This is a genomic window from Devosia sp. Z6_126, from assembly GCF_058133495.1.
In genome coordinates this window covers 73,001-96,367 of sequence record NZ_JBYUNO010000001.1, presented here as the reverse complement: position 1 = coordinate 96,367, position 23,367 = coordinate 73,001, and the positions used below count along the sequence as shown (strand labels likewise).

Annotated in this window: 24 protein-coding genes; 13 read left to right on the top strand and 11 right to left on the bottom strand. The window is 62.2% G+C overall.

Annotated elements, in window-relative coordinates; genetic code table 11:
• Window positions 1-30: 30 nt before the first annotated feature.
• Entirely contained in the window at window positions 31-1,851 is a 1,821-nt protein-coding gene (gene mutL, locus AC3YOG_RS00490) for a DNA mismatch repair endonuclease MutL (protein ID WP_489933668.1), read from the bottom strand.
• Window positions 1,852-1,983: 132 nt separating this feature from the next.
• Here mutL and AC3YOG_RS00485 point away from each other — a divergent pair, with 132 nt between their 5' ends.
• Complete coding sequence (locus AC3YOG_RS00485) at window positions 1,984-2,694, top strand: nucleoside deaminase (RefSeq protein WP_489933667.1); 711 nt, start codon at window positions 1,984-1,986, stop codon at window positions 2,692-2,694.
• Here the strand turns inward: AC3YOG_RS00485 and AC3YOG_RS00480 are convergent.
• The 4 genes from AC3YOG_RS00480 to AC3YOG_RS00465 form a co-directional block, all read right to left on the bottom strand.
• Window positions 2,691-3,575 carry a patatin-like phospholipase family protein gene (locus AC3YOG_RS00480; protein WP_489933666.1) on the bottom strand — a complete coding sequence of 295 codons (885 nt, stop codon included), beginning with the start codon at window positions 3,573-3,575 and terminating at the stop codon, window positions 2,691-2,693. The genes AC3YOG_RS00485 and AC3YOG_RS00480 overlap by 4 nt on opposite strands.
• A gap of 142 nt (window positions 3,576-3,717) precedes the next feature.
• Window positions 3,718-4,992 carry a phosphoribosylamine--glycine ligase gene (gene purD, locus AC3YOG_RS00475; RefSeq protein WP_489933665.1) on the bottom strand — a complete coding sequence of 425 codons (1,275 nt, stop codon included), beginning with the start codon at window positions 4,990-4,992 and terminating at the stop codon, window positions 3,718-3,720.
• Between the two features lie 62 nt (window positions 4,993-5,054).
• Window positions 5,055-6,425: a glutamate--cysteine ligase gene (locus tag AC3YOG_RS00470; protein WP_489933664.1), complete on the bottom strand. Its 1,371-nt coding sequence runs from the start codon at window positions 6,423-6,425 to the stop codon at window positions 5,055-5,057.
• A gap of 70 nt (window positions 6,426-6,495) precedes the next feature.
• Window positions 6,496-7,245 (bottom strand): 16S rRNA (uracil(1498)-N(3))-methyltransferase, encoded by a 750-nt coding sequence (locus AC3YOG_RS00465; protein WP_489933663.1) that lies wholly within the window; start codon window positions 7,243-7,245, stop codon window positions 6,496-6,498.
• A 133-nt stretch (window positions 7,246-7,378) separates the two neighbouring features.
• Between AC3YOG_RS00465 and ubiA the strand changes: the two genes are divergently transcribed.
• On the top strand, window positions 7,379-8,320 hold the full coding sequence (ubiA, locus tag AC3YOG_RS00460; RefSeq protein WP_489933662.1) for a 4-hydroxybenzoate octaprenyltransferase: 942 nt from the start codon (window positions 7,379-7,381) through the stop codon (window positions 8,318-8,320).
• 75 nt (window positions 8,321-8,395) lie between these two features.
• On the opposite strand, the gene AC3YOG_RS00455 is transcribed toward ubiA, so the two are convergent.
• Window positions 8,396-8,911 (bottom strand): DUF6101 family protein, encoded by a 516-nt coding sequence (locus AC3YOG_RS00455; protein ID WP_127752165.1) that lies wholly within the window; start codon window positions 8,909-8,911, stop codon window positions 8,396-8,398.
• Window positions 8,912-9,182: 271 nt separating this feature from the next.
• Here AC3YOG_RS00455 and AC3YOG_RS00450 point away from each other — a divergent pair, with 271 nt between their 5' ends.
• Together AC3YOG_RS00450 and AC3YOG_RS00445 are read left to right on the top strand one after the other, a co-directional pair.
• The gene (locus AC3YOG_RS00450) at window positions 9,183-10,025 is read left to right on the top strand and encodes a 3'(2'),5'-bisphosphate nucleotidase CysQ (RefSeq protein WP_489890619.1); all 843 of its coding nucleotides are present in this window, start codon (window positions 9,183-9,185) and stop codon (window positions 10,023-10,025) included.
• A 13-nt stretch (window positions 10,026-10,038) separates the two neighbouring features.
• Window positions 10,039-10,281 carry a DUF4170 domain-containing protein gene (locus AC3YOG_RS00445; RefSeq protein ID WP_127752167.1) on the top strand — a complete coding sequence of 81 codons (243 nt, stop codon included), beginning with the start codon at window positions 10,039-10,041 and terminating at the stop codon, window positions 10,279-10,281.
• Here AC3YOG_RS00445 and AC3YOG_RS00440 read toward each other — a convergent pair.
• Genes AC3YOG_RS00440 through AC3YOG_RS00425 form a run of 4 tightly spaced genes read right to left on the bottom strand, consistent with a single transcriptional unit; the run spans window position 10,278 to window position 14,256 of the window.
• Window positions 10,278-11,423: a hypothetical protein gene (locus AC3YOG_RS00440; protein WP_489933661.1), complete on the bottom strand. Its 1,146-nt coding sequence runs from the start codon at window positions 11,421-11,423 to the stop codon at window positions 10,278-10,280. The two genes, AC3YOG_RS00445 and AC3YOG_RS00440, sit on opposite strands and share 4 nt — an antisense overlap.
• 5 nt (window positions 11,424-11,428) lie before the next feature.
• Window positions 11,429-11,650 carry a DUF2093 domain-containing protein gene (locus AC3YOG_RS00435; RefSeq protein WP_127752169.1) on the bottom strand — a complete coding sequence of 74 codons (222 nt, stop codon included), beginning with the start codon at window positions 11,648-11,650 and terminating at the stop codon, window positions 11,429-11,431.
• Between the two features lie 48 nt (window positions 11,651-11,698).
• A complete protein-coding gene (gene xseA / locus AC3YOG_RS00430; protein ID WP_489933660.1) occupies window positions 11,699-13,318 on the bottom strand; it encodes an exodeoxyribonuclease VII large subunit in 1,620 nt (539 codons plus the stop codon).
• Between the two features lie 44 nt (window positions 13,319-13,362).
• Window positions 13,363-14,256, bottom strand: coding sequence for a LysR family transcriptional regulator (locus AC3YOG_RS00425; RefSeq protein ID WP_489933659.1), 894 nt, complete (start codon window positions 14,254-14,256; stop codon window positions 13,363-13,365).
• A 140-nt stretch (window positions 14,257-14,396) separates the two neighbouring features.
• On the opposite strand from AC3YOG_RS00425, the gene AC3YOG_RS00420 reads away from it, so the two are divergent.
• Entirely contained in the window at window positions 14,397-14,660 is a 264-nt protein-coding gene (locus AC3YOG_RS00420; protein WP_489933658.1) for a YjiS-like domain-containing protein, read from the top strand.
• A 168-nt stretch (window positions 14,661-14,828) separates the two neighbouring features.
• Here the strand turns inward: AC3YOG_RS00420 and AC3YOG_RS00415 are convergent, their stop codons facing one another.
• Window positions 14,829-15,338 (bottom strand): invasion associated locus B family protein, encoded by a 510-nt coding sequence (locus AC3YOG_RS00415; RefSeq protein WP_127752173.1) that lies wholly within the window; start codon window positions 15,336-15,338, stop codon window positions 14,829-14,831.
• Between the two features lie 398 nt (window positions 15,339-15,736).
• Here AC3YOG_RS00415 and coxB point away from each other — a divergent pair, with 398 nt between their 5' ends.
• The 8 genes from coxB to thrC all read left to right on the top strand — a co-directional run bounded on the left by coxB (window position 15,737) and on the right by thrC (window position 23,341).
• Window positions 15,737-16,597, top strand: a complete 861-nt coding sequence (coxB, locus tag AC3YOG_RS00410; RefSeq protein WP_127752174.1) for a cytochrome c oxidase subunit II — start codon at window positions 15,737-15,739, stop codon at window positions 16,595-16,597.
• Between the two features lie 27 nt (window positions 16,598-16,624).
• Window positions 16,625-18,322 carry a cytochrome c oxidase subunit I gene (gene ctaD / locus AC3YOG_RS00405; RefSeq protein ID WP_127752175.1) on the top strand — a complete coding sequence of 566 codons (1,698 nt, stop codon included), beginning with the start codon at window positions 16,625-16,627 and terminating at the stop codon, window positions 18,320-18,322.
• Between the two features lie 56 nt (window positions 18,323-18,378).
• Entirely contained in the window at window positions 18,379-19,314 is a 936-nt protein-coding gene (locus AC3YOG_RS00400) for a heme o synthase (RefSeq protein ID WP_248305236.1), read from the top strand.
• Window positions 19,311-19,493: a cytochrome c oxidase system small membrane protein gene (locus AC3YOG_RS00395; protein WP_127752176.1), complete on the top strand. Its 183-nt coding sequence runs from the start codon at window positions 19,311-19,313 to the stop codon at window positions 19,491-19,493. The genes AC3YOG_RS00400 and AC3YOG_RS00395 overlap by 4 nt, the downstream gene beginning before the upstream one ends.
• A complete protein-coding gene (locus tag AC3YOG_RS00390) occupies window positions 19,493-20,056 on the top strand; it encodes a cytochrome c oxidase assembly protein (RefSeq protein WP_127752177.1) in 564 nt (187 codons plus the stop codon). Before AC3YOG_RS00395 ends, AC3YOG_RS00390 begins: the two co-directional genes overlap by 1 nt.
• A gap of 2 nt (window positions 20,057-20,058) precedes the next feature.
• Window positions 20,059-20,895 (top strand): cytochrome c oxidase subunit 3, encoded by an 837-nt coding sequence (locus AC3YOG_RS00385; RefSeq protein ID WP_172122579.1) that lies wholly within the window; start codon window positions 20,059-20,061, stop codon window positions 20,893-20,895.
• A gap of 193 nt (window positions 20,896-21,088) precedes the next feature.
• Window positions 21,089-21,859, top strand: coding sequence for an SURF1 family protein (locus AC3YOG_RS00380; RefSeq protein ID WP_489933657.1), 771 nt, complete (start codon window positions 21,089-21,091; stop codon window positions 21,857-21,859).
• Between the two features lie 75 nt (window positions 21,860-21,934).
• Complete coding sequence (gene thrC, locus AC3YOG_RS00375) at window positions 21,935-23,341, top strand: threonine synthase (protein WP_489933656.1); 1,407 nt, start codon at window positions 21,935-21,937, stop codon at window positions 23,339-23,341.
• Window positions 23,342-23,367: the final 26 nt, after the last annotated feature.

The window sequence follows — 23,367 nt, the reverse complement described above, 5'->3', positions numbered from 1 at the left end:
GCCCGGGTGATCGCTGCAGCCTTAACCTGGTTAGCGGGTACGGCCGAACAGGCGCTCAATGTCGCGCTGTTTAAGCTCCACATAGGTTGGACGCCCATGGATGCACTGGCCGGAATGGGGCGTACGTTCCATGTCGCGCAGCAGCGCGTTCATTTCCTCCACCCGCAACCGCCGGCCTGAGCGAACCGAGCCGTGACACGCCATGCGCGCGATGATCGCTTCCATCCGATCAGCCAAGGCCGAGCTGGTTTCCCACTCCGCCAAGCCATCGGCAATGTCCTGTACCAGTCCTGCGACGTCCGTTTGGCCTAACAAGGCAGGGGTCTCCCGCACCGCCACCGCTCGCGGGCCGAAGCGCTCGAGATAAAGTCCGAACCGCTCCAGTTCGGGGGCCGCTTCCTCGAGCCGGGTGCAATCCTCCTCGGGCAGTTCCACCACCACCGGGATCAGGTGGGCCTGGCTTTGTATCGGGCCCGCCGCCATTTGCTGCTTAAAACGTTCGTAGACCAGCCGCTCATGAGCGGCATGCTGATCTATCAGCAGCAGGCCATCACCGTTCTGGGCGATGATGAAATTGTCAAACATCTGTGCCCGGGCGGTACCCAGCGGAAAGTCGTGTTGATCCCTGGCCTCTGGCAAGGTTTCTACCCTGGCGCTGGGCTCGGCAAGGCCGGCGAGGCTCCGGGGCAGCGACCTCGGGGTGTCCACAAGCTGCCTGCTATTTAAGGACGCTGCGGCTGCATAGGGCGGGGCGGAATAGCCAAGCCCCGGGCTTTCTGCCAACTCAGGGGCCGATGCGGGAGGTGGGGCTGAGAAGGCACCAAGCACGTCATCGGCAACGCTGGATGAAGCCTTCCAGCCCGCTGCCGTCAGCGCTTCACCCACCGCGCGGATCACTGCACTGCGCACCGCTCCCGCATCGCGGAACCGTAACTCAGCCTTGGCGGGATGAACATTGACATCCACTTCGCCCGGATCGATCGCCAGATACAGCGCCACCACCGGAAAGCGGTCGCGGAAGGTGTAATCCGCATAGGCCGCCCGGATGGCGCCGATCAGCACCTTGTCGCGCACCGAGCGGCCATTGACGAAATAGAACTGGGACAGCGAATTGGCGCGGGTAAAGGTCGGCAAACCGGCGAGCCCCGCAACCACGACGCCATGGCGTTGCGTGGCAAGGGCCACGGCGTTGCGGGCGAAATCATCACCCATGATCTGAGCGAGCCGACCTTCGAGCGCACCCGACCCATGCACCGCGGGCCAATTGGCGGGTGAACGATCTGTTCCACCCAGCACGAAATGCACGCCGGGATTGGCCATGGCGAGCCGCTTGACCACTTCGGTGATCGCCCCGGCTTCTGCCCGGTCCGACTTGAGGAATTTGAGCCGCGCCGGCACATTGCGGAAGAGGTCCTTGACCTCAACCACGGTGCCGCGGTTGAGCGGGTGCGGGATCGGACCGTGTCGCACGCCATCCCTGACGGACAGGCGCAACCCGCTTTGCGCCCCCGCCGGACGCGAGGCGATAGAAAGTTCGGCGACCGAGCCGATCGAAGCCAAGGCTTCCCCACGAAACCCCAGCGTGCGGATCTCGTCGAGATCGTCAGCCGAAAGCTTGGATGTAGCGTGACGTTCCACCGACAGCACGAGATCGTCGCCATCCATGCCGCAGCCGTCATCCTCGATGCGGATCAGGCTTTTGCCGCCGCCGGCTGTGGTGACTGTGATGCGGCTCGCTCCGGCATCGATAGCGTTCTCCACCAGCTCCTTGACCACGCTCGCGGGCCGTTCCACCACTTCGCCCGCCGCGATGCGGTTGACGAGATTTTCGGGCAGTTGCCGGATCGGCATGGGCGATTCTCCTTGCAGCCAGCATAAGCCAAGCCGGCTGTTATGCCGACCCTGCTTTTGTGCTGCGCGGCGACATTAGCGAACCATGACGGCCCGTACTGCATTGTATCGGGGCAGCAAGGAGCGCGCACCATGAGCGTAATCACTAAGCCCGGCAGCCCGGCAGACGAGGCCAAGGCTGCCAATGAAGCGGCCAATCGGCAGTTTAACGGCGACAAGCCGGCCCCTGGCGCCAAACTGCCCGAGGCCAACGACGACGTGACCAAAGCCAACCACGAAGCTAATGCGGAATTCAATGGTTCGGGGGAGGCGCCCCTTCGGGCAACAGCGTGGGCGGATTGCGCAGCCCAGCCGATTAAGTCTAATCCTCCGGGACGAATGCGCCCGGAGAACCAATGCATGCCCCAAGCCGCTATGGATCTGGCCCTTGAGCTGGCCGAAGAAGCCGCAGCCGATGGCGAGGCTCCCGTTGGGGCGGTTGTCGTGGAAGGGGTGCAGATTCTGGCGGCCGAGCGCAACCAGATGCGTGTGCTCAACGATCCCACAGCGCATGCCGAAATGCTGGCCATCCGCGCGGCGCTCGCCCGCCGGGGCACCGGTCGGCTGGATGGCTGCGATCTTTATGTGACGCTCGAGCCATGCGCCATGTGCGCCGGCGCCATCGCCCATACGCGACTACGTCGAGTTTATTTCGGTGCTGAGGACCCCAAGGCGGGTGCGGTGGAGAACGGCATTCGCCTCTTCGCCCAACCGAGTTGCCACCATCGCCCGGAAATCATCGCAGGGTTAGGAGCTGCCCGGTCTGAAGTCTTGCTCAAGCGCTTCTTTGCCAAGCTGCGCTAGCGCACCACGTCCGGCGAGCTGTCGATCACCGGTATCCGCCCTCGCATATAATCTTCCATGCGCTGCGACAGCATCCGCTTGAACCGGTCTTTGTCTGCATCAACATGGGCGAAAATTTCGCGCACCCGCCAGAACTCAAGCATGCCGAAGGACGAGACATGGGGGCGTATATAGATGTCGGGTGGATAGGCCGCCATCATATGCGCTGTCAGCGAGTGCATCATGATCTGGGCCGAGCCGAACCACATATCGATCGGCCTATGGTCGGTCTTGTTGAGCCCCAGCGAAGGGTCGCCATTTACATCAATCCCGATCAAGAAGTCGGTGCCAATATCGGCTTGGTCGAGCGGCAGCGGGTTAACGACGCCCCCATCGACCAGGACGTGATTGGCATAGCTCACCGGCTTGAAAAAGGTTGGAATGGCAATGGAGCCGGCAATGGCTGGCCGCAACAGGCCGGTGTTGAACACGACCTGATGCCAGGACTGGTAATCGGTTGCCACCACATAAAGCGGCACCGATAGCTCCTTGAACGTTTCCGGGAACCCGAGGGGGGTGAAGGCATCAACGATGCTGGTGGCATCGAGCTGGGTCGGAATACCGTTTCTGAGAATGCCCCCAAGCCGGATATGGGTCGCCCAAAGCTTGCCGGCTATGATCCGCATCGTGCCGAGCACTTCAGTCGAGTGCTCGCGCAACTCCTTGCCCGTCATACCGGCAGCCCAGCCAGCGCCGATCAAGGCACCGATCGAGGTTCCGGCGATAACCGAAGGCCGCAAGCCAAGCTCATCCATGGCCTCGATGTAAGGAATATGGGTGAGCCCGCGGGCCGATCCGCCACCCAGTGCTACCCCGATCTTGAGTCCGGCAGATGTGCTCACCCCGCTCCGCTCCGCCCGTAAGCCGCGCAAATGATCCCCAAGAGCCTTGCCGCGCAGCTGCAGAGCCGTCAGCTTACGCCTGGGTGGAACGCCGTCAAAGGTGGGCGGCGGGGATGGTAAATCCGTGCCGTTGGTGTGGGGCTTAGGCGCGGTTACGCTCGATGGCCCGCCAGCCAATATCTCGGCGGCAAAAGCCCTCTGGCCAATCAATCTGGTCCACGCATCGGTAAACACGACGCTGCGCCTCTGCTATATCAGCCCCAAGCGCCGAAACGTTGAGAACCCGTCCCCCTGCTGCCAGTAAACGCCCGCCCTCGCGCCGCGTTCCGGCATGGAAGATTTGAACACCGTCGTGGTTAAGCCCGTCCAACCCCTTGATCTCTGACCCGGTCGTGTAGGAACCGGGATAGCCTTGGCTGGCGAGGATCACCGTAATGGCTGTCTCGGGGCTCCAGCGCACCTCGTGCCCGGCGAGAGCGCCAGTGGCCGTGGCATAAAGCAGCTCCAGCAGGTCCGACTGCAGCCGCAGCATCAGCACCTGCGTTTCCGGGTCACCGAAGCGGGCATTATATTCAACAAGCCTGGGGCCCTCATCGGTGAGCATCAGCCCGGCATAGAGCACCCCCTGGTAAGGCGTGCCGCGCGCAGCAAGGCCGCGCACCGTGGGCTCAATGATTTCGCGCAGAACGCGCGCTTCGAGATCGGGTGTTAGAATGTCGGCGGGACTGTAAGCGCCCATGCCGCCCGTATTGGGGCCGGTATCGCCGTCAAAGGCGCGCTTGTGGTCCTGCGCAGTGGTGAGCGGCAGAATGGTCTGACCGTCGCACAGAACGAAAAGGCTCACTTCCTCGCCCGTCATGAATTCTTCGATCACCACCGATGCCCCGGCGGCACCGAATGTGCCGCTGAAGCAATCCACGACCGCAGCGCGCGCATCCTCCAGGGTTTCGGCGACCGTCACGCCTTTACCCGCCGCAAGGCCATCGGCTTTGACGACGATGGGGACCGTCTGGGTGGCCAGATAATCGAGCGCCGGACCTTGGCTCTCAAAGCGGCGATAGGCGGCCGTCGGGATGCCCATCTCGTCGCAGAGCGCCTTGGTGAAGCTTTTGGAGCCTTCAAGCTGCCCAGCGGCCCTTGAGGGGCAAAAGCAGGCGATTCCAGCCGCCCGCAGATCGTCGCCTAGCCCAGCGACCACCTGGGCGTCAGGGCCGACCACCACCAAGTCGATGGCCATCAGCCTGCAGAAGTCGATTACGGCTTGGTGGTCGGTGATGTCGATGGCGACGTTTTCGGCGATCTCGCTCGTGCCACCATTGCCGGGCGCGACAAAAAGCTGGGTCAGCCGTGGCGACTGCGCCAGTTTCCAGGCGAGCGCATGTTCACGTCCGCCCGAACCAATCACCAGAACCCGCATGCGCCCCTCCGTCACTGTCTGGGGCGGTGATGCACCAGAGGGTGGGCCGGAGCAAGGCGGAACTACATTTCGGCTTCGCGGAAAATCGGCGTCACGTCCTCGTTCCACTCGCCGTTGAACTTGGCGAGCCACCGTTCAGCCGGGGACTGGGACAGGCGAATGGTTTCTTCCAGCGGGGCCAGATGGATGGTTTCGTCCTTGCCGGCGGCATTGCGGCGATCGCGGCGCACAAGCCCGGCTTCGGCAATCCCGACGGCCTGGGCGGCGAAATCATACACATTGGTGCGCCCGAGCGGCGTGTCGAGGCCCAGGCGCGGCACTTCGCGGCGCAGGTGCTCGCGATCCCCCTCGGTCCAGGGCTGGATCATCTCATAGGCGGCTTCGAGGGAGATATCGTCGTAAAGCAGACCAACCCAGAACGCCGAGAGGGCAGTCACCGATTTCTCGTCGCCCATATCGGCGCCGCGCATTTCAAGGAATTGCTTGAGCCGCACTTCGGGGAAAATGGTGGAGAGGTGGTCTTCCCAATCCTTGATGGTGGGCTTTTCGCCGGGCAATTGGGGCAACTCGCCCTTGAGGAAAGCGCGGAAGCTTTCGCCCGCGACATTGACGTATTGGCCGTTGCGAATAACGAAATACATCGGCACGTCGAGCGCGTAATCCGCGTATTGCTCAAAGCCGAAGCCCTCTTCGAAGGCGAAGGGGAGCATGCCGGTGCGGGCTGCATCGGTGTTGAGCCAGATATGGGAGCGGAAGCTCAGGAAACCCGAATCGCGGCCATCCACAAAGGGCGAATTGGCAAAGAGGGCGGTGGCGATGGGTTGGAGGGCGAGGGCCACTCGCAGTTTGCGCACCATGTCTGCTTCGCTCGAAAAATCGAGATTGGCCTGCACTGTGCAGGAGCGGAACATCATCGAGGTGCCGAGTGTGCCCACCTGCTCCATATAGGGCGCCATGATGCCATAGCGCGACTTGGGCATGGAGGGGATCTCGGCGACCGACCAGGTCGGCGTCACGCCCAGCCCAAGGAAGTGGATGTCGAGCGGCGCGGCTGCGGCCTTGGCGACGCGCATATGCTCGGCCAACTCGGCCGCGGTGCCATGCAGGTCCTCCTGCGGGGCGCCCGAGAGTTCGAACTGCCCGCCTGGCTCGAGCGAGATGCCGCCCGCGACCTCGTTGTTACGCAGGCCGATGGGATTGTCCCCATCGAAAAAGGGCTCCCAGCCGGTGAGTTGTTGGACCCTTTCCAGCAAGGCGCGAATGCCCTGCGGGCCTTCATAGGTGACGGGGCGGAGCGGATTGGTGTGGAACACGTGCTTTTCGTGCTCGGTGCCGACCCGCCACTCGCTTTGCGGTTTGCAGCCGCGCGCCATGGCCTCGATCAGGTCGGTGCGCGATTCGATGGGGGACGAGTGGGTGTCGGCGCCGGCCATGGGATGCTCTTGCAATGAGAAGGTCGAGTATGGCGCGAACATAGCGTTGCACCGCGACAAAGCAATCAGCTTATCGCCAATCACCGATGCTAGCCTGAATCACCGCTAACGCTGCGACAGCCGCCGTATCAGCCCTGAGAATGCGGGGACCGAGGCTGATCGGCACCACAAACGGAGAGCCATGCAGACGGGCGCGCTCTTCGGGCGAAAAGCCGCCTTCCGGGCCGATCAGCAGGCCGACGGGCGTGTCGCGCAGCTCAAAAAGCCGATCCAGCGTTGAGCCCGATGCCTCGGACTCGTCGGCAACAACCAAGCGCCGCTCGCCTTGAGCTTCGCTCCAGCCGTCCAGCAATGACCCAAGCGTGATCTCGCGCTCAATGCCGGGGACAGTCAACACTTCGCATTGTTCGGCCGCCTCCACGGCATTGGCGACGAGCCGTTCATGCTTGAGCCGGCTCACCTGGGTGAACTGGGTCAGCACCGGCTGGATGGTTCCAGCTCCCATCTCGGTGGCCTTCTGGATCACATAATCGAGCCGCTCGGTCTTGAGCGGCGCAAAGCCATACCAGAGCGGCGATGGCGGCGTTTGGGGGGCAATCTGCTCGAGGGTCTCAAGCACCACGGCCTTTTTTGCATCCACTACCATCCGGCAACGCCAAGCGCCGTGGCGGCCGTTGAACAACACCACTTCATCCCCCACGCTCTTGCGCAGCACCGCGGCTAGATAAAGGGACTGCTCCTTGCTCAGCGCAATTGGTGAGCCGGGCCCAAGATCGGGCTCGATATAAAGGCGGGGCAGGGTGGCGTGGGAGCGGGGCATGAGAAGGTCCGGTGAGCGCAGAAAGCCAGCCAGCGGGGCGTGGCGCGGTCAGCTCTACTCTAATTCGCGCAAACGCAGTAGAGCAGCAGCACGAGGCGAATGATCCGCGCCCGCGCAATTAAACGAGGATAGCATGGCGAGCCCATTGGACGCTCAGATCGGAACGGGTGTGGCTGATGCCGCACAGGGCAATTGGGTTGACCGTTTCGCGCCCGCATGGCTCAAGCCCTATGCGCGATTGGCGCGCTGGGACCGACCGATCGGCTTTTGGCTGCTGTTCTGGCCCTGTGCCTGGGGCCTGGGACTTGCTGCTGTAGCCGAGCCGCTTCGCGGCTTTGATTGGCGGGCGGCCGTCCTGATGTTTGTTGGCGCCGTGCTGATGCGGGGCGCCGGCTGCACGTTCAACGACTTTGTGGATCGCGACATCGACACCAAAGTCGCACGCACCCGCTCGCGGCCGATCCCTTCCGGGCAGGTTTCGGCAAAAAAAGCGCTGGTATTTCTGGTGGTGCAGGGGCTGCTGGGACTGCTGATTCTGCTGCAGTTTAATCCCTTCACCATTGTTCTCGGTGTGGCCTCGCTGGTGCTGGTCGCCATCTACCCCTTCATGAAGCGCGTGACCTGGTGGCCGCAGGCCTTTCTGGGCCTCGCCTTCTCCTGGGGCGCGCTGATGGGGTGGTCGAGCCAGACGGGCGGGCTGTCGGTGGCGCCGCTGCTGCTTTATTTCGGCTGTATCCTGTGGACCATCGGCTACGACACGATCTACGCCTTGCAGGACGTGGAAGACGATGCCCTGATCGGGGTCAAATCCACCGCTCTGCTGTTTGGAAAGCGCGCCAGAGCCATTGTGACCGGCTTTTATGTCGCGGCCTTCGTCTTGTGGCTGGCGGCGGCGGTGCTGGTGGGCGCCGGGGTGCTGTTTGCCGTGCTTTCGCTGATCGCCTTGGGGCTCTTGTTCTGGCAGGTGCAAACCCTTGATGCGGGGGCCCCCGGCAATGCGCTGCTGCGCTTCAAGAGCAATCATTATGTCGGGGTTGTCTTGACCCTGGCTCTCCTTGCCGAGTGGGTCTGGTAAGGGAGCGCAAAACGCCAAAGGGACCAGCCGCACCACCGACTGGTCCCTTCAACGTGCTTGGAGGCAACTCGGAATCTAGTTCGCTTCGCCCTGGCCGGGCTTGCGGCGATTAAGGAAGCGGGGGCGGCGAGCGGCATCGGCAGCAAGGCGGCGCCGAGCAACCCCTTGCCCGAGCATTACCCCGTCCACCTGCTGCGAATAGGGCAGATAGGTGCCATCGCCCGCCTTGATAAACAGCGGCAGGCGAAGTTTGCGACCCCAGTTCTGCCATTCGGCGACGACGTTCTGGTTACCCTCTTCCTCGAACACCCGGTAGTTCAGGTTTTCGTCCGCATGGACCAGCTCGATCGCGCTCGTCAAAGCACCTTCGATGGAAATGGACGTCGCCACCGCGACGCCGATGAATTCATGCACTGGAACCTTGATCTTGATCACAATGCCGCTCTGCTCGAGCTGCTTGCGCACGGTCACGGTCTTTACCGGTTCCTTGGGGCCATTATCGTTTGCTGCAACAAAGCGGCGATCGATTACGTTCGGTCGGCCAAATGCCAGCACCACTGAACCGCCTTCTATGGCTAAGCCTTCACCCATTTGATCTGCCTTCCTGCTAACCCCGAGAGCTTATTGCGTGCTCTCTTTTGTGCGGCCAATCTAGCGCGTCCCCTTACCTGTCGCCTTAATCCGCTCGGTTAAGTTTATCTTGTTTTCCTGCAGGGTTAGCAGGATGTGACCCGGTGTAGGAGCCGGTTAACCCCAACCAATCGGCTGCTGGTTTGTGCGCATTACGCAAGGAATGGGGGCGAAATGTCCCAGGCCAGCTTGCACCTTGTCCAAAGCCGGGCACCGGCCTAGAACCGGGCCCATGCATGCAGCCCCCACCAGCGCCCAAGAAGATCTTGAACTGTTGCGCTCGAGCGCCGTCTCGGCAGGCATCATTGCCTGCGGCTTTTTCCGAGCACCGGTTAAGGCCTGGACCAAGGACAATGCTTCGCCCGTCAGTGAAGCCGATATTCTGGTTGATCGCTACCTTGCGGCCTCATTGCTCGCCGCGCGCCCCGATTATGGCTGGCTTAGCGAGGAAACGGCGGACAATCCGTCGCGCCTGACCTGTCGGCGCGTGTTTGTGGTCGACCCAATCGATGGAACCAAGGGGTTCTTGCGCGGCGAAGATAGTTGGACCGTTTCCCTGGCCGTCGTTGAGGACGGGGTGCCGATTGCCGGCGTGGTTTATGCGCCGGTGCGCAACGAAATGTATGATGCTTGCCGGGGCACAGGTGCTCGCCTCAATGGAGCGCCATTGCGCCGTCGTCGCCGCGCCGGAGCTTTGCCTTTGATTCCGGCGCCCACCGCGGTTCATCAGGAACTGGCCGCCGGGGGGTTGGATTACACCAGGGGTCCCTCATTGCCTTCGCTGGCATATCGCCTCGTACAGGTCGCTACGGGTAAGCTCGACGCTGCCGTCTCGCGTCGGGGTGCGCAGGATTGGGACATCGCAGCCGCCGCCCTGATCCTCGAAGAAGCCGGCATTCCGCTTGCCGATGTCTGTGTGGGGCAACCAGTGTTCAACAAGCGCGATGTTCGCCACGGCGCGCTTGCGGCCCTGAGTGACATGAGCCTAAAACCGCTTGTTCATGCAGCGCTGATCAAGGTCTATGGATGCCCATCCGCCGCCGAGCCGGCGCTCGATTCTCCCCAGCCTTCGTGATGGAAACCCCGTTATGCCAAGCACCAAACCAGAGCCCGAAAAGCAGTTGCTTCACCTCGTGATTGGCGGGGAATTATCCAGCCTGGAAGGCGTCACCTTTGCGGACCTCGACAAGGTCGACATCGTTGGCGTGTTCCCAAACTATGCCACCGCTTATGCCGCCTGGAAGCAAAAGGCGCAGATGACGGTCGACAGCGCGCAGACCCGCTATTTCATCGTGCATCTGCACCGCTTGCTCGACCCGCGCCCAAGCTAATCCTCGGCAAGGGCAGCGAGCACCGCTGCGATAGCGCCGGGCGGGCCGATGCGCTCACGGCCGAGCGCGCCAAGCTGCGCACGCTTGTCGGAATCTTCGAGCAGATCCCGCAACGCATCCCCGATTGCGCCCGCCTGCGGCGCCACGACCGTTCGCGCTTCTCCAAAGAGATTTTGTTCGTCATTAAAGCGCGAGCGGCGATCGCGTGCCTTGATGAAGGTGATAACGGGCTTGCCCATTCCCAAGGCTTGAACCGTTGCCGTGCCTGCCTGGGACAGCACCAAGTCTGAATTCTCCAGCAAGCTCCCCAAGGCCGCGCCCCGTGCCAGGTGGATGGTAAGGCCCTCTTGGCCCAGCGTTCCCAGATCATTGGCTTCGTGACTGTGAAGGCCAATCCGGCCCAGATCAGCCGCGCGCGCCAGTTCATCGATATTGACGCTGCCGGCAACCGCCAGAAAGACGTCGGGGCGCAACGCCTCAGGCAGGGTGCGCAGCGCGGCAACCTGCAGCGCAAAGCTTTCAGGGGTAAGTTGGCGGCTGCCGGGCAGCAGGGTGACCGCCAGCGGACGCGTGCGACGAGCAGCAGCGTCATAGGCGCCATCTGGCACCGTATCCATCATGATATTGCCGGCGCAGCGCGCGTCGATATCGAGCGCCTGGAGGTTTTTTGACAATTTGGGGCTGCGAGAAAAAACGATGCGGCAGGTGCGCTTGATGGCCCAACGCTCCGCCACGGAATAAAGGCGTGCAGCACCGGTCTTGTAGACGTCGAGGTAAAACAGGTCGCGATGGCCGGTCACCAGCCCTGCGAGCACGCCGACCATGTCACCTACAACCACAACCCGCTCATACTGGCCGACGCACTGGCGCATGAACCGCAGGGCCGGGGGGATGATTGCCAGTCCGCCGCTGGCAACGTCGCGCCGCAGCGAGCCCTTGACGTTACGCCAGCCCTCTGAGGCGAGGGTCGCCCGGGGACCAACGATCGGGCAAATGCCGGCGTAAGCATTGCCCGCCCCGATCATCGGATAGGCCTCGGCGCGCATGCCGTCTGGCAAGCGGGCAATAATCGCGGCAGCGATGCCGTCTTCCCCATGCCCGTTCGAAATGAACAGCAAGGGCCGGCGGGGTGAGGCTGGCACCACGCTCAGGATCCCAGGCCGTACCGCTCATAGGCCTCATGCGCAGCGGCGGCATCGACATAAGCCTCTTGCCGATCAACATTCCAGTAGCTCAACTCGTCGAGCGGAATGGCCTTGCCGGTAATGGCGCAACGCACAAAGGTGCCTGGCTTGAGCACGACATAGTCGCCGTCGAGATAGCGGACAACTGCCTCGCTGGCGGAAAAGCCTTTGTCAAATATGTTCATGCGGCGGCTCCTTACAGTCGGGCCCGATATAGCGCTCCCGAGCCTCGATCAAAAGAGGCTCTCCTGAGCTTGAGGCTCAGGATCGGCTGGACGCGGCTTGCGGCGGGGTGTCGCCGGGGCGCCAGTGATGGTGGCCGAAGTCTGCCCATCAGTTAACTCAATGCCCACGGTCTGCCCGGGCTGAAGTTCTGCGCGTTCGCGCACCAAATTGCCCGCCTCGTCCTTGATCACCGCAAACCCGCGCGCCAGAACGCTCTTGTAGCTGAGGGAAACCAGTAGTTTCCCCTCCTGATTGAGGGCGGCTCGCCGGTCAGCCAGGCCGAGGGCTACGCTTGAGCGCAGCCGTGCTGCCAGTGGGGCCAGCTGGCTCCGCCCCTGCCGCAGTTCGGCCTGCAAGCTGCGCGGGGAGAGCTTTGGTGCCACCGCCTCGAACAAGGCGCGCTTGCGCTCGAGCAACCGGCTGGCCACTGCATCCAGCCGCCCCGCACGAGGATCATAGGTAAAGCGGGCCCGCTCCACATTGAGGCAGAGCCCGCTATTGGCGCGATGGCTCAGGTTGCGCAGACGTTCCGCGCCGTCGCGGTGTCGCTGCTCGAGCAGCTGCGGGCGCAGCTTGGGCTCGACGCGCGACAGCCGCATGCGCTGCTCCTGCACCGAGTGGCGCAGGCACGAGAACAGATTGCTTGAAGCATGGTCGAGCCGTTGGCGCTGCGTCGCCACGAGATCGGAAGCGCGCGGCAGGCCGGCGGCTACCGCTCTATAGCGATCGCGCGCGTTGTTGACGAGACGCCGGCTGGCGCCGCGCTGGCGGGCGCCGAGGTCATCGACATAGCCGATCAATTCGGCGCGCACCGGCACTGCCGCTTCGGCAGCAGCAGTTGGGGTCGGGGCCCGCATGTCGGACGCATAATCGACGAGCGTCGTGTCGGTCTCGTGTCCCACCGCCGAGATCACCGGAATGGCGCTGTTGGCGACGGCGCGCACCACCGCTTCCTCGTTGAAGCCCCAAAGATCCTCGATGGAGCCACCGCCGCGGGCCAGGATCAGCAGGTCCGGGCGAGGGATCGCGCCACCGACCGCCAGACCGTTGAAGCCCTCGAGCGCGGCGACCACTTCCGGCGCGCAGGTGTCGCCCTGCACGCGCACGGGCCAGACCAGCACGTGGCTGGGGAAGCGATCCTCAAGGCGATGGAGGATGTCGCGGATCACGGCGCCGGTTGGTGAGGTAATGACGCCGATCACCCGGGGCAAGTAGGGCAGGGGGCGCTTGCGCTCGCGGGCAAACAGGCCCTCGGCCAGCAGCTTCTTGCGCCGCTCTTCCAGCAGCGCCATCAGCGCTCCGGCACCGGCGGGCTCGATATTGTCGATGACGATCTGGTATTTGGAGGAACGCGGGAAGGTGGTGAGCCGGCCGCTCGCAATCACTTCCATCCCTTCTTCGGGCTTGAAGCTGAGGCGCGGGTAGCTCGTTTTCCACACCACGGCATCTATCGCCGCGTTCTCGTCCTTGAGCGTGAAGTAGCAATGGCCAGAGGCGTGCTGGCCGCGAAAGCCCGAAATCTCGCCGCGCACTCGCACCGAGCCGAATTCATCTTCCACCGTCCGTTTCACCGCCTGAGCGATCTCGGACACGGTGAATTCGGCGGCATTGGTCAATAGCTGGGGCATGGGATTGTGGTGCTCCGAAGGGGCAGCTCAGTCAAGTGCGCGGCCTATTCGGCGGCCACAGCGTTTGTAGCGGGCTGCACGTGCAGATTGCCCATTGAGCTGACAATATGATTGGCGAGCGCATCATAGATGCTGCCATAGGCGTGGCTCGCGCGCAGCAGCGCCAGTTGAGCATCGCCGAGGCGCGGCAGGTTCTGGTCATCGCTCACTACGCGCATGCCCGGCTGCAGCGCGCTCTCGGGCAGGAACCCGACGGCCAAGTCCGACAGCACCGCGCTCGAGATCGCAAGAGCGTTGGAGGAGGTGTAGGCGATGCGATAATCCTTGCTGACCCGGTTGAGCGCCTCCACGGCATCGGCCCGCCAGATGCAGCATTGCGGCCCGCAGGCGATCGGCAGCGGGTCGCTGCCCAGGGCTAGCCCGCCGTGCGAGGCGACCCAGAACATCTTTTCGGTGCGGAAGAGTTCGCCGAACGTGTTGCCGGTCCCCTGGGTGAAGACGATCAGATCATAGCGCCCCGCTTTCATGCCCTCGAGCAATTGCTCGGAAGCCATGCAGGCGACATCGACCACGATCTTGGGGTGGGTCCGCTGGAAGTTCGAGAGGATGACCGGCAGCAGCCTGACCGCATAGTCATCGGGCACGCCGAAGCGGATCGAGCCGGCCAGATCCCCTTCGGAGAAATGATCGATGATCTCGGCATTGGTGCGCAGCATCTTGCGGGCGCGTGAGTAGAGCGCCTCGCCATGATTGGTCAGCGCGACGCTGCGACCGTCGCGCGTCAGCAATTGGTGTCCGAGGCGCTCTTCGAGCCGCTTGATCTGCATCGATACGGCGGACTGCGTCTTGTTCACCCGTCGCGCGGCCTCGGTGAAGCTGCCGCAATCGGCAATGGCGCAAAAGCTCTGCAACTGATCGAGGTCCAGCGGAACGGCCATAGTGTGCATCACGGTATTTGATGGGAAGGATGAAATCTATTTGTTAGACGAATAGATGTCCAGCCCATACTCCTTACCTACCGGCAGCCCGATGTCGCCGGTTTCGCCCACGTTTTTGGCGTGTTTTCTGAGGATCAATCATGGCGCACTCGCTTCTCGGCGAGCGGTCTGTCACGGCCGCTTCCGCTTCACCTCGTCCCCTGCTCGCCCTGCGGCGTTTCTGGGCGCAGGCACAAGCCGCGCGAGTCCGTCGTACTGCGCTGCGCACCTTGCTCGAGCTCGAGGATGCCCGCCTCGAGGATCTGGGGATTGGCCGCAACGATATTCTTGAGGCCGCTCGGCACGCAAGCCAGTCTCCCGGCATGCGCCTCTCGGCAGCGCGGGCTCGCAACGCCCGGCGCTAAACCAGTTCGCACCGGCAGACCGGCCGGTGCCTTTACGTTGGCCTGAGCGGTTCATGAACTGCTCCCGCCATCTCCCGGGCCGGTTTTTGCCACCGACCCTTTTCCTGATGACTTGCCGGACAGTGCCCCGGGGCACTCGTCCGGCTTTTTCTGGGATGTTTCGCCCGATCAGGGCAGCTTGGCAAAGCCGTCGGCAAAGCCGTTGAGCGACACGGGAATGCCGATGCCTTCCTCGGGGGTCTTGAACACCACGAAGATCGCGTCCGTGCCGGTCGAGAGCGTTTCGATCAGCGCATCATCGAGCATCACTTCGGCCACGCAGCCATTGGGCAGGCAGCGCACAAAAGCGACGCGTCCCATATCCTTGCCATCGACATTGAGCCCGAGGCCATTGGGCAGCAACACGCCAAGTGGCGCCAGCACCCGCAGCAGCCGCGCTTCACGATCGGCGGTCTTGAGCACGATCACGGACAGGCCGACATTGGGCTGATCCTCGGCCATCACATTCTGGATGATGGCGCATTGCTCAAAGCTTGCGCCGGGCGGCGTATCGCAGCTCATTTGCCAATCGCCGAACTGTTCGCGCACCGTTCCTTGTGCATTGGCGGCTACGCCCCAGCCAAGCGTGGCCAAGAGCACAACGCCTGCAAAGGCGAGATGGTGCTTGATATTGTGCATCACTTTTCCTGTCTCCAGCCGATCTTCCGCGCGCGCAGGATGGCCGTGTATTTCCGGACAGCGGTGAACCCGCCATCAACCAAAGCTGTGCCTTGTAACCTGACATGAGCGTTCAACTGCGGCAAGGGTGAGGCACCAATGCCGCAACAGGCACATTTTGACGCAGAGTTAGACAGTGCGGGTGCGATGGACTCACTTGGTTTGATGTGATTTAGGTCAGGCCAGAGTTCTGCGCTCCGAGGTTGAGTCGGGGCGGCGTTAGCTATGCCGCATTGCCTCCTCAATCCCGGTGTGGATGCACCAGTTGATGCCGATAGGGGGTTTGTGTGACCAGGCAAGTCTTTGGAAGATTGAGTGCTGCTGCGGCAGCTGCGCTCGCACTGCTCCCGGCTGCGGCCATGAGTCAGGAACAAGCTAACCAGGGTTATGCTGCCCCGGGCCAGATCCATCTGATGGATTCGGTGACCCCGATCATGGACTCCATCACGGCGTTCCATGACGGCATCCTGTTGTGGACGATCTCGCTGATCGTGCTGCTGGTGCTCGTGCTGCTGATCGTTGTGATCGTTAAGTTCAATGCCAAGGCCAATCCCATCCCCGCACGCTTCACTCACAACACTCTTGTTGAGGTGATCTGGACCGTGGTCCCGGTGGTGGTGCTGATCATCATTGCCATTCCCTCTTTTGGTGTTCTGGCTGATCAGTTGATCACCCCCGACGGGGAGCGCAAATATCTCGGCTCGCACGTCTTCTCATTTGGTGAGGTGGAAGTTCCCGCGCCCTCGCTGACCATCAAGGCGACAGGGCAGCAGTGGTACTGGGATTATGAATATGTCGATCAGGGGGTTGGCTTCACCCAGCTCCTGCTGGCCGAAGAAAGCACCGACGGCACGGATCGTCCTACGGTAAAGCCCAACCAGCCGCGTCTTCTGGCTGTCGACAACGAGTTGATCGTGCCGGTCAATGCCACTGTGCGCCTACAGGTGACGGCTGATCCTGCGGGTGTGATCCACGCCTTTGCGCTGCCGTCCTTTGGCGTCAAGATGGATGCCGTGCCGGGCCGGCTGAACGAAACCTGGTTCAACGCTCGCGAGACCGGCATCTACTACGGTCAGTGCTCGGAGCTGTGCGGCAAGGACCATGCCTACATGCCTATCGCTGTACGCGTGGTGACCGAGCAGGAATTTGCAACTTTCATGGCTGCTCTTGAAGGCGGCGACTATGCTGCCGCCAGTGCAACGCTCGCGGCAGTCCAGTAAGAACACGGGTTAGGGGATCCTTTCCAAATGGCCGATATTGCTCACCTCGAAGCCCAAGCCACCGGTCATGCTCCTGTGGCGCATGATCCGCATCAGCCGACTGGCTGGCGCCGCTGGGTATATTCGACCAACCACAAAGACATTGGTATCATGTACCTGATCTTCGCCATTGTGGCGGGGATCATCGGTGGCCTGCTTTCGGGCGTGATGCGCCTGGAACTGCAAGAACCCGGCATCCAGATCTTCCACGGTCTGGCAGCGATGGCCTACGGCATCGAGGGCGGTGAAGCGCTCGATGCTGGCAAGCACATGTACAATGTGTTCACCACCGCCCACGCGCTGATCATGGTGTTCTTCCTCGTGATGCCGGCGACCATGGGTGGCTTTGCCAACTATTTCGCGCCCCTCATGATTGGTGCGCCCGATACGGCGTTCCCGCGCATCAACAACATCGCGTTCTGGCTGCTACCGCCCGCGTTCATCCTGCTGCTGATGTCGCTGTTCTTTGAAGGCACGGGCACCTATGGCTTGGGCTTTGGTGGCGGCTGGACCGTTTACCCACCGCTTTCGACCGCCGGTCACCCTGGCCCTGCGCTCGACTTCGCGATCCTCGCGCTGCATGTGGCCGGTATCAGCTCCATCCTTGGTGCGATCAACCTGATCACTACCATCTTCAACATGCGTGCTCCTGGCATGACGTTGCACAAGATGCCGCTGTTTGCCTGGGCAGTACTGGTCACTGGGTTCCTGCTGCTTCTGGCCCTGCCAGTGCTTGCCGGCGCCATCACCATGCTGCTGACCGACCGCAATTTTGGGACCACCTTCTTTTCGCCTGAAGGTGGCGGCGATCCGATCCTTTACCAGCACCTGTTCTGGTTCTTCGGTCACCCCGAAGTGTACATCATGATCCTGCCGGGCTTCGGCATTGTCAGCCACATCGTCTCGACCTTCTCGCGCAAGCCCATCTTCGGCTACATGGCCATGGCCTACGCCATGGTGGCCATTGGCTTCGTCGGCTTCGTCGTGTGGGCTCACCACATGTACACGACCGGCCTCAGCCTTGATGTTCAGCGCTACTTCGTGGCCGCAACCATGGTCATCGCGGTGCCCACCGGCGTGAAGATCTTCTCGTGGATCGCCACGATGTGGGGTGGCTCGATCACCTTCCGCACCCCGATGCTCTGGGCTGTCGGCTTCATCTTCCTGTTCACCGTTGGTGGTGTGACGGGCGTGGTGCTCGCCAATGCCGGTGCCGACCGTTACCTGCACGACACCTACTATGTGGTCGCACACTTCCACTACGTGCTGTCACTGGGCGCCGTGTTCTCGATCTTTGCTGGCTGGTATTACTGGTACCCCAAGATGACCGGGCACATGTACAACGAGTTCCTGGGCAAGCTGCACTTCTGGGTCATGTTTGTTGGCGTGAACCTGATCTTCTTCCCGCAGCACTTCCTGGGTCTCGCGGGCATGCCGCGGCGCTATATCGACTACCCCGACGCCTATGGTTTCTGGAACCGGATCTCTTCCATCGGCTATTACATCATGTTCGTCGGCATGCTGATCTTCTTCTACGCCATGTGGGAAGCCGCCCGGAAGAAGCGGCCCGCGGGTGACAACCCCTGGGGTGAGGGTGCGACGACACTGGAATGGACGCTGAGCTCGCCTCCGCCATTCCACCAGTTCTCGACCCTTCCCAATATGGACACCTCCAAGGCGCACTAAGCGCAGCATCAAGCCGGACCGCCCAAGTGCGGTCCGGAAAACTTAAGGCAAGGCGTGTGGCACTAGTTGACAACAGCACAATGATCTCCTCGGGGGCGAGCGAGGCGCGGGTAGAAGACTACTTCGCGTTGCTCAAGCCTCGTGTGATGTCGCTCGTGGTGTTCACCGCCCTTGTCGGCCTCGCAGTTGCCCCGGGCGGCATCAACCCGGTGATCGGGCTGATCGCTGTGTTGTGCATCGCCATTGGGGCGGGCGCCTCGGGCGCTCTCAACATGTGGTACGATGCCGATATCGATGCAGTCATGAGCCGGACGGCCAATCGCCCCATTCCGGCCGGGCGCATCAGCCGTGGTGAAACCCTGGTGTTCGGCGTTGTGCTGTCGGTGTTCTCCGTAGCGCTGCTTGGCCTCGCGACCAACTGGGTCGCCGCCGCTCTGCTCGCTTTCACGATTTTCTTTTATTCGGTGATCTACACCGTGTGGCTCAAGCGCTCGACGCCACAGAACATCGTCATCGGCGGTGCCGCCGGCGCCTTCCCCCCAATGGTCGGCTGGGCCGCGGTCACGGGCTCGATCACGCTCGAAAGTTGTGCGCTTTTCCTCATTACTTTCCTTTGGACGCCGCCGCATTTCTGGGCCCTGGCTCTTTACAAGCAGGGCGATTACGGCGCGGCCGGCATTCCGATGATGCCCAATGTGGTGGGTGAAGCCTCCACCAAGCGGCAAATCCTCGCTTATTCCGTTCTGCTCGCCGTTGCGGCCCTGCTGCCGACCGCGCTGGGCTTTGCGGGCCCGCTTTATACCGTGGTGGCCGTGGTGACCGGCGCTTGCTTTTTGTACTTTGCCTGGCAGCTGTTCCGCGCCCCCGATGGCGTGCCGATGCGCAAGGCGGCGCGCAAGCTTTTCACCTATTCGCTGAGCTACCTATTCGTCGTTTTCTTCGCAGTCCTGCTCGATAGTTTCGTCGGGCGTATTGGAGTGTTCGGCTCATGAGTTCTCCCGAGGAGCCACACAAAGTTCAGCCTTTGGACCCTGCCGCCGAAGCTGCGCGCCTGCGCACCCGCCGGCGTCGCTCCATCGCACTTGGCGCCGCCCTGGCCCTGTTCGCGGTGATCTTTTACGTGCTCACCGTTATCAAGATGGGGCCCGGTATTTTGGATCGGGCACTGTGATGGCGACCATTGAGCATGATCACAAAGCCGATCCGGGCCGGCGTAACAAGCGCATCGCCATCTCGCTAGGCGCGATCGTCCTGTCGATGGCCGGCCTGGCTTACGCTTCGGTGCCGCTTTACCAGTTGTTTTGCCAGGTCACCGGCTATGGCGGCACGACGCAAGTTGCGGCCGACAACCCCAAGGGCGTCATTGCTCGCGAGATGACGGTGCGCTTCGACTCCAATGTCGAATCTTCCTTGCCCTGGACCGTAACGCCGGCCGCTTCGATCACCGATCAGATCGGCCGGGTCGATACCGTGAACTATGTGGCGACCAATCGGTCCGACAAGCCGGTTACCGGCATGGCGATTTTCAACGTCTCGCCCGATCGGGCGGGCGTCTACTTCAACAAGATCGAGTGTTTCTGTTTCACCGAGCAGACTTTGCAGCCGGGGGAAACGGTGGAGATGCCGATCGTGTTCTTTGTTGATCCCGAACTCGATGATAACCACGAGCTTGCGACCATCAAGGAAATCACCCTTTCCTACACTTTCTATGCTTCAGACAACGAGGGAAGCTGAACATGGCCGAGATTGCCAAGAACCATGACTACCATCTCGTACCGCCCAGCCCTTGGCCGTTCGTTATGTCCGTTTCCGTGTTTGTTTTCGCGGTCGGGTTGATTTTCTGGATGCATCAGTGGACGCCCTGGATCTTCGTGATCGGTCTGGTAGGCGTGCTTTACACCATGTACGCGTGGTGGTCCGACGTCGTTCGCGAAGCCAATAACGGCGTTGATCATACCCCGGTGGTGCAGATGCACCATCGCTATGGCATGATCCTGTTCATCGCCTCCGAAGTGATGCTGTTCGTAGCCTTCTTCTGGGCCTATTTCGACGGCTTCTTCCGCCTCGACGATGTGGAGCAGTATGCTCGCATGGCCGCGACAGAAGGCAGTTGGCCACCGGCTGGCATCGAGCTGTTCGATCCCTTCCACCTGCCGCTGTTCAACACGCTGCTGCTCCTGACCTCGGGCACGACTGTCACCTGGGCGCACCATGCGCTGTTGCAGAACGATCGCCAGGGACTGAAGTGGGGTCTCATCCTGACGGTACTGCTGGGTGCGGTATTCACCGTCGTGCAGGCCATCGAATATTCCGAAGCTGGCTTCTCGTTCAGCGGCAACATGTATGGCGCCACCTTCTTCATGGCGACGGGCCTGCATGGCTTCCACGTCTTGGTGGGTACGATCTTCCTGCTGGTCTGCCTGATCCGTGCCATGCGGGGCGATTTCACCCCAGAGCGCCATCTGGGCTTCGAGTTCGCCGCCTGGTACTGGCACTTCGTGGACGTGGTCTGGCTGTTCCTGTTCGCCTCAATTTATGTGTGGGGCAGCTGGGGCGTGGCGATCAATCACTGATCGCGCCATCGACAATATTCTAGCGAGGCGCAGCCAAAAGCTGCGCCTCAAGCTTTTCTGATGCAGCGTCGAGCCGACCATCTGGTTCTGTCCGTTGCAGCCGCCCCACCTGCGCCCGGCGCAATTCTTTCTGTCTGGCCCGGCTTGGCTTCCCCTGGAACCATCAAGGCCTTGACCCCCATGGGAGCCATCAATGACTTCGGCAAGTGAGCGCAGACCCGGCCGCGCCATGACCGGCATTTTCGTGCTGCTGATGCTGGCGCTGACCGCTGTTTGCTTGTGGCTGGGCAATTGGCAACTTCAGCGGCTGGGGGAAAAGGAAGCGTTGGTGGCGGCGGTCGAGGCCAGGCTTCATTCGCCGCCGGTTCCGGCTCCTCCTGCTGGGGAGTGGCCTGCGCTTGACCTGGAGGCGTGGAATTTCCAGCCCGTCACGCTGACCGGGGCGTTTCAGCCCGATCAAACCGTTGCCGTCTTCACCAGTCTCACCAATCCTCGCGGGCCCGCTGGGGGACCGGGGTATTGGGTAGTTACCCCTTTCGTGCTGGATGGCGGTGGCACCGTGTTTGTGAACCGCGGCTTTGTGCCCGAGCAGTTTCGCGAAGCCGCCCAGGCCGACCGGGAGGGGGCGGGGGTGCCCATGACCATTACGGGCCTTTTGCGTCCGGGCGAAAAAGCCGGTTGGCTGGTGCCCGAGCCTGACACTTCGAATCGGGTTGAATGGGTCCGCGATCCCGAGCGCTTGGCCGATATGGTCGATCCCGCGCTCGCGCCGTTCGCCCCCTTCTATGTGGACATGGTGGCGGGCGAACCGGGAACCCTGCCACAGGGTGGCGAGACCATAGTGGAGTTCCCCAACAACCATCTGGGCTACGCGTATACCTGGTTTGGCTTTGCCATTGTCGCGCCCGTAATGCTGGTGGCCTGGCTGTGGGCGCAGCGCCGCCGCAAGGAGCCTCAGGGCTAAGCAGGCCGATGCTGCCTTGCGGTTCGCGCCTGCTTTGACTAGGTTGCACCAAATCTCGAAAGGCACTTGCGTTCGATGCAGTTTGTTTCTACGCGCGGCCAGGCCCCCGTGCTGGGTTTCGCCGATGCCGTGCTGGCTGGCCTAGCGTCTGATGGCGGGCTTTACGTGCCGCGCGAATGGCCGCAGGTTTCTGCCGCTGAAATTGCGGGCTTTGCGGGCAGGCCCTATCGGGAAGTCGCTTACGACATTATCAGCCGTTTTGTTGGCGATGATATCCCCGCGGCCACGCTCAAAACCATTATCGATGATGCCTATGCGGTGTTCCGCCACCCCTCGGTGGCGCCGCTGGTGGAACTCGAGCCCAATCATTTCGTGCTCGAACTGTTTCATGGCCCCACGCTCGCCTTCAAGGACGTGGCCATGCAGTTCCTCAGCCGCGTGATGGATTACATCCTGCAGCAGCGGGGGCTTAGGGCCACCATTGTTGGCGCGACCTCGGGCGACACCGGCTCTGCTGCGATTGAAGCCTTCCGCGGCCGTGACACCACCGACATCTTCATTTTGCACCCGCGCGGTCGGACCTCGCCGGTGCAGCGCTTGCAGATGACCACGGTGCTCGATGCCAATGTGCACAACATTGCGCTCGAGGGCACTTTTGACGACTGTCAGAACAGCGTCAAAGCCATGTTCAACCACGCGCGCTTCCGTGACACGGTGCATCTCTCCGGCGTCAACTCCATCAATTGGGGGCGGATCGTCGCGCAGATCGTTTATTACTTCACCGCGGCCGTGTCCCTGGGCAGCCCGCATCGCCCGGTTAGCTTCACCGTGCCAACGGGCAATTTTGGCGACATCTTCGCCGGCTATTGCGCACGGGCCATGGGCCTTCCCATAGATAAGCTCGTCGTTGCGACCAACAGCAACGATATCCTGCGCCGGGCGATCGAGACGGGGCGCTATCAAACAGACGGTGTGGTGCCCACGGTCAGCCCCTCAATGGACATCCAGATTTCGTCGAACTTCGAACGCCTGCTGTTCGAGGCTGTGGATCGTGACCCAAGCGCTGTGGTGCGGATGATGGATGGGCTCAAGCAGTCGGGTGGCTTCAGCTTGCCCGAAACTGCTTTGGCCAAGATCCGCCGGGACTTCGCGGCCGGCACCACTGATGAGGCCCAGACCAGCGCCACCATCGCCCAGACCATGAAGTCCGCGGCTTACTTGCTGGATCCTCATACCGCTGTGGGTGTCCATGTGGCACGCGAACACTTGCCGTCCAGCACACCGATGATCACCCTGGCCACAGCCCATCCGGCCAAGTTCCCGGCGGCCGTAGCTGCGGCTTCGGGTATCGATCCAGCCCTCCCAACCTGGCTGGTTGATCTGCACAGCCGCGAGGAGCGCCTCGAGGTGCTGCCCAACGACCAGGACCAGGTGGAAGCCTTTATTGCCGCGCGAACGCGCGCCGCCACAACAGAACGCTGAACAGGCGCTCGCAGATCGCGGCGGCC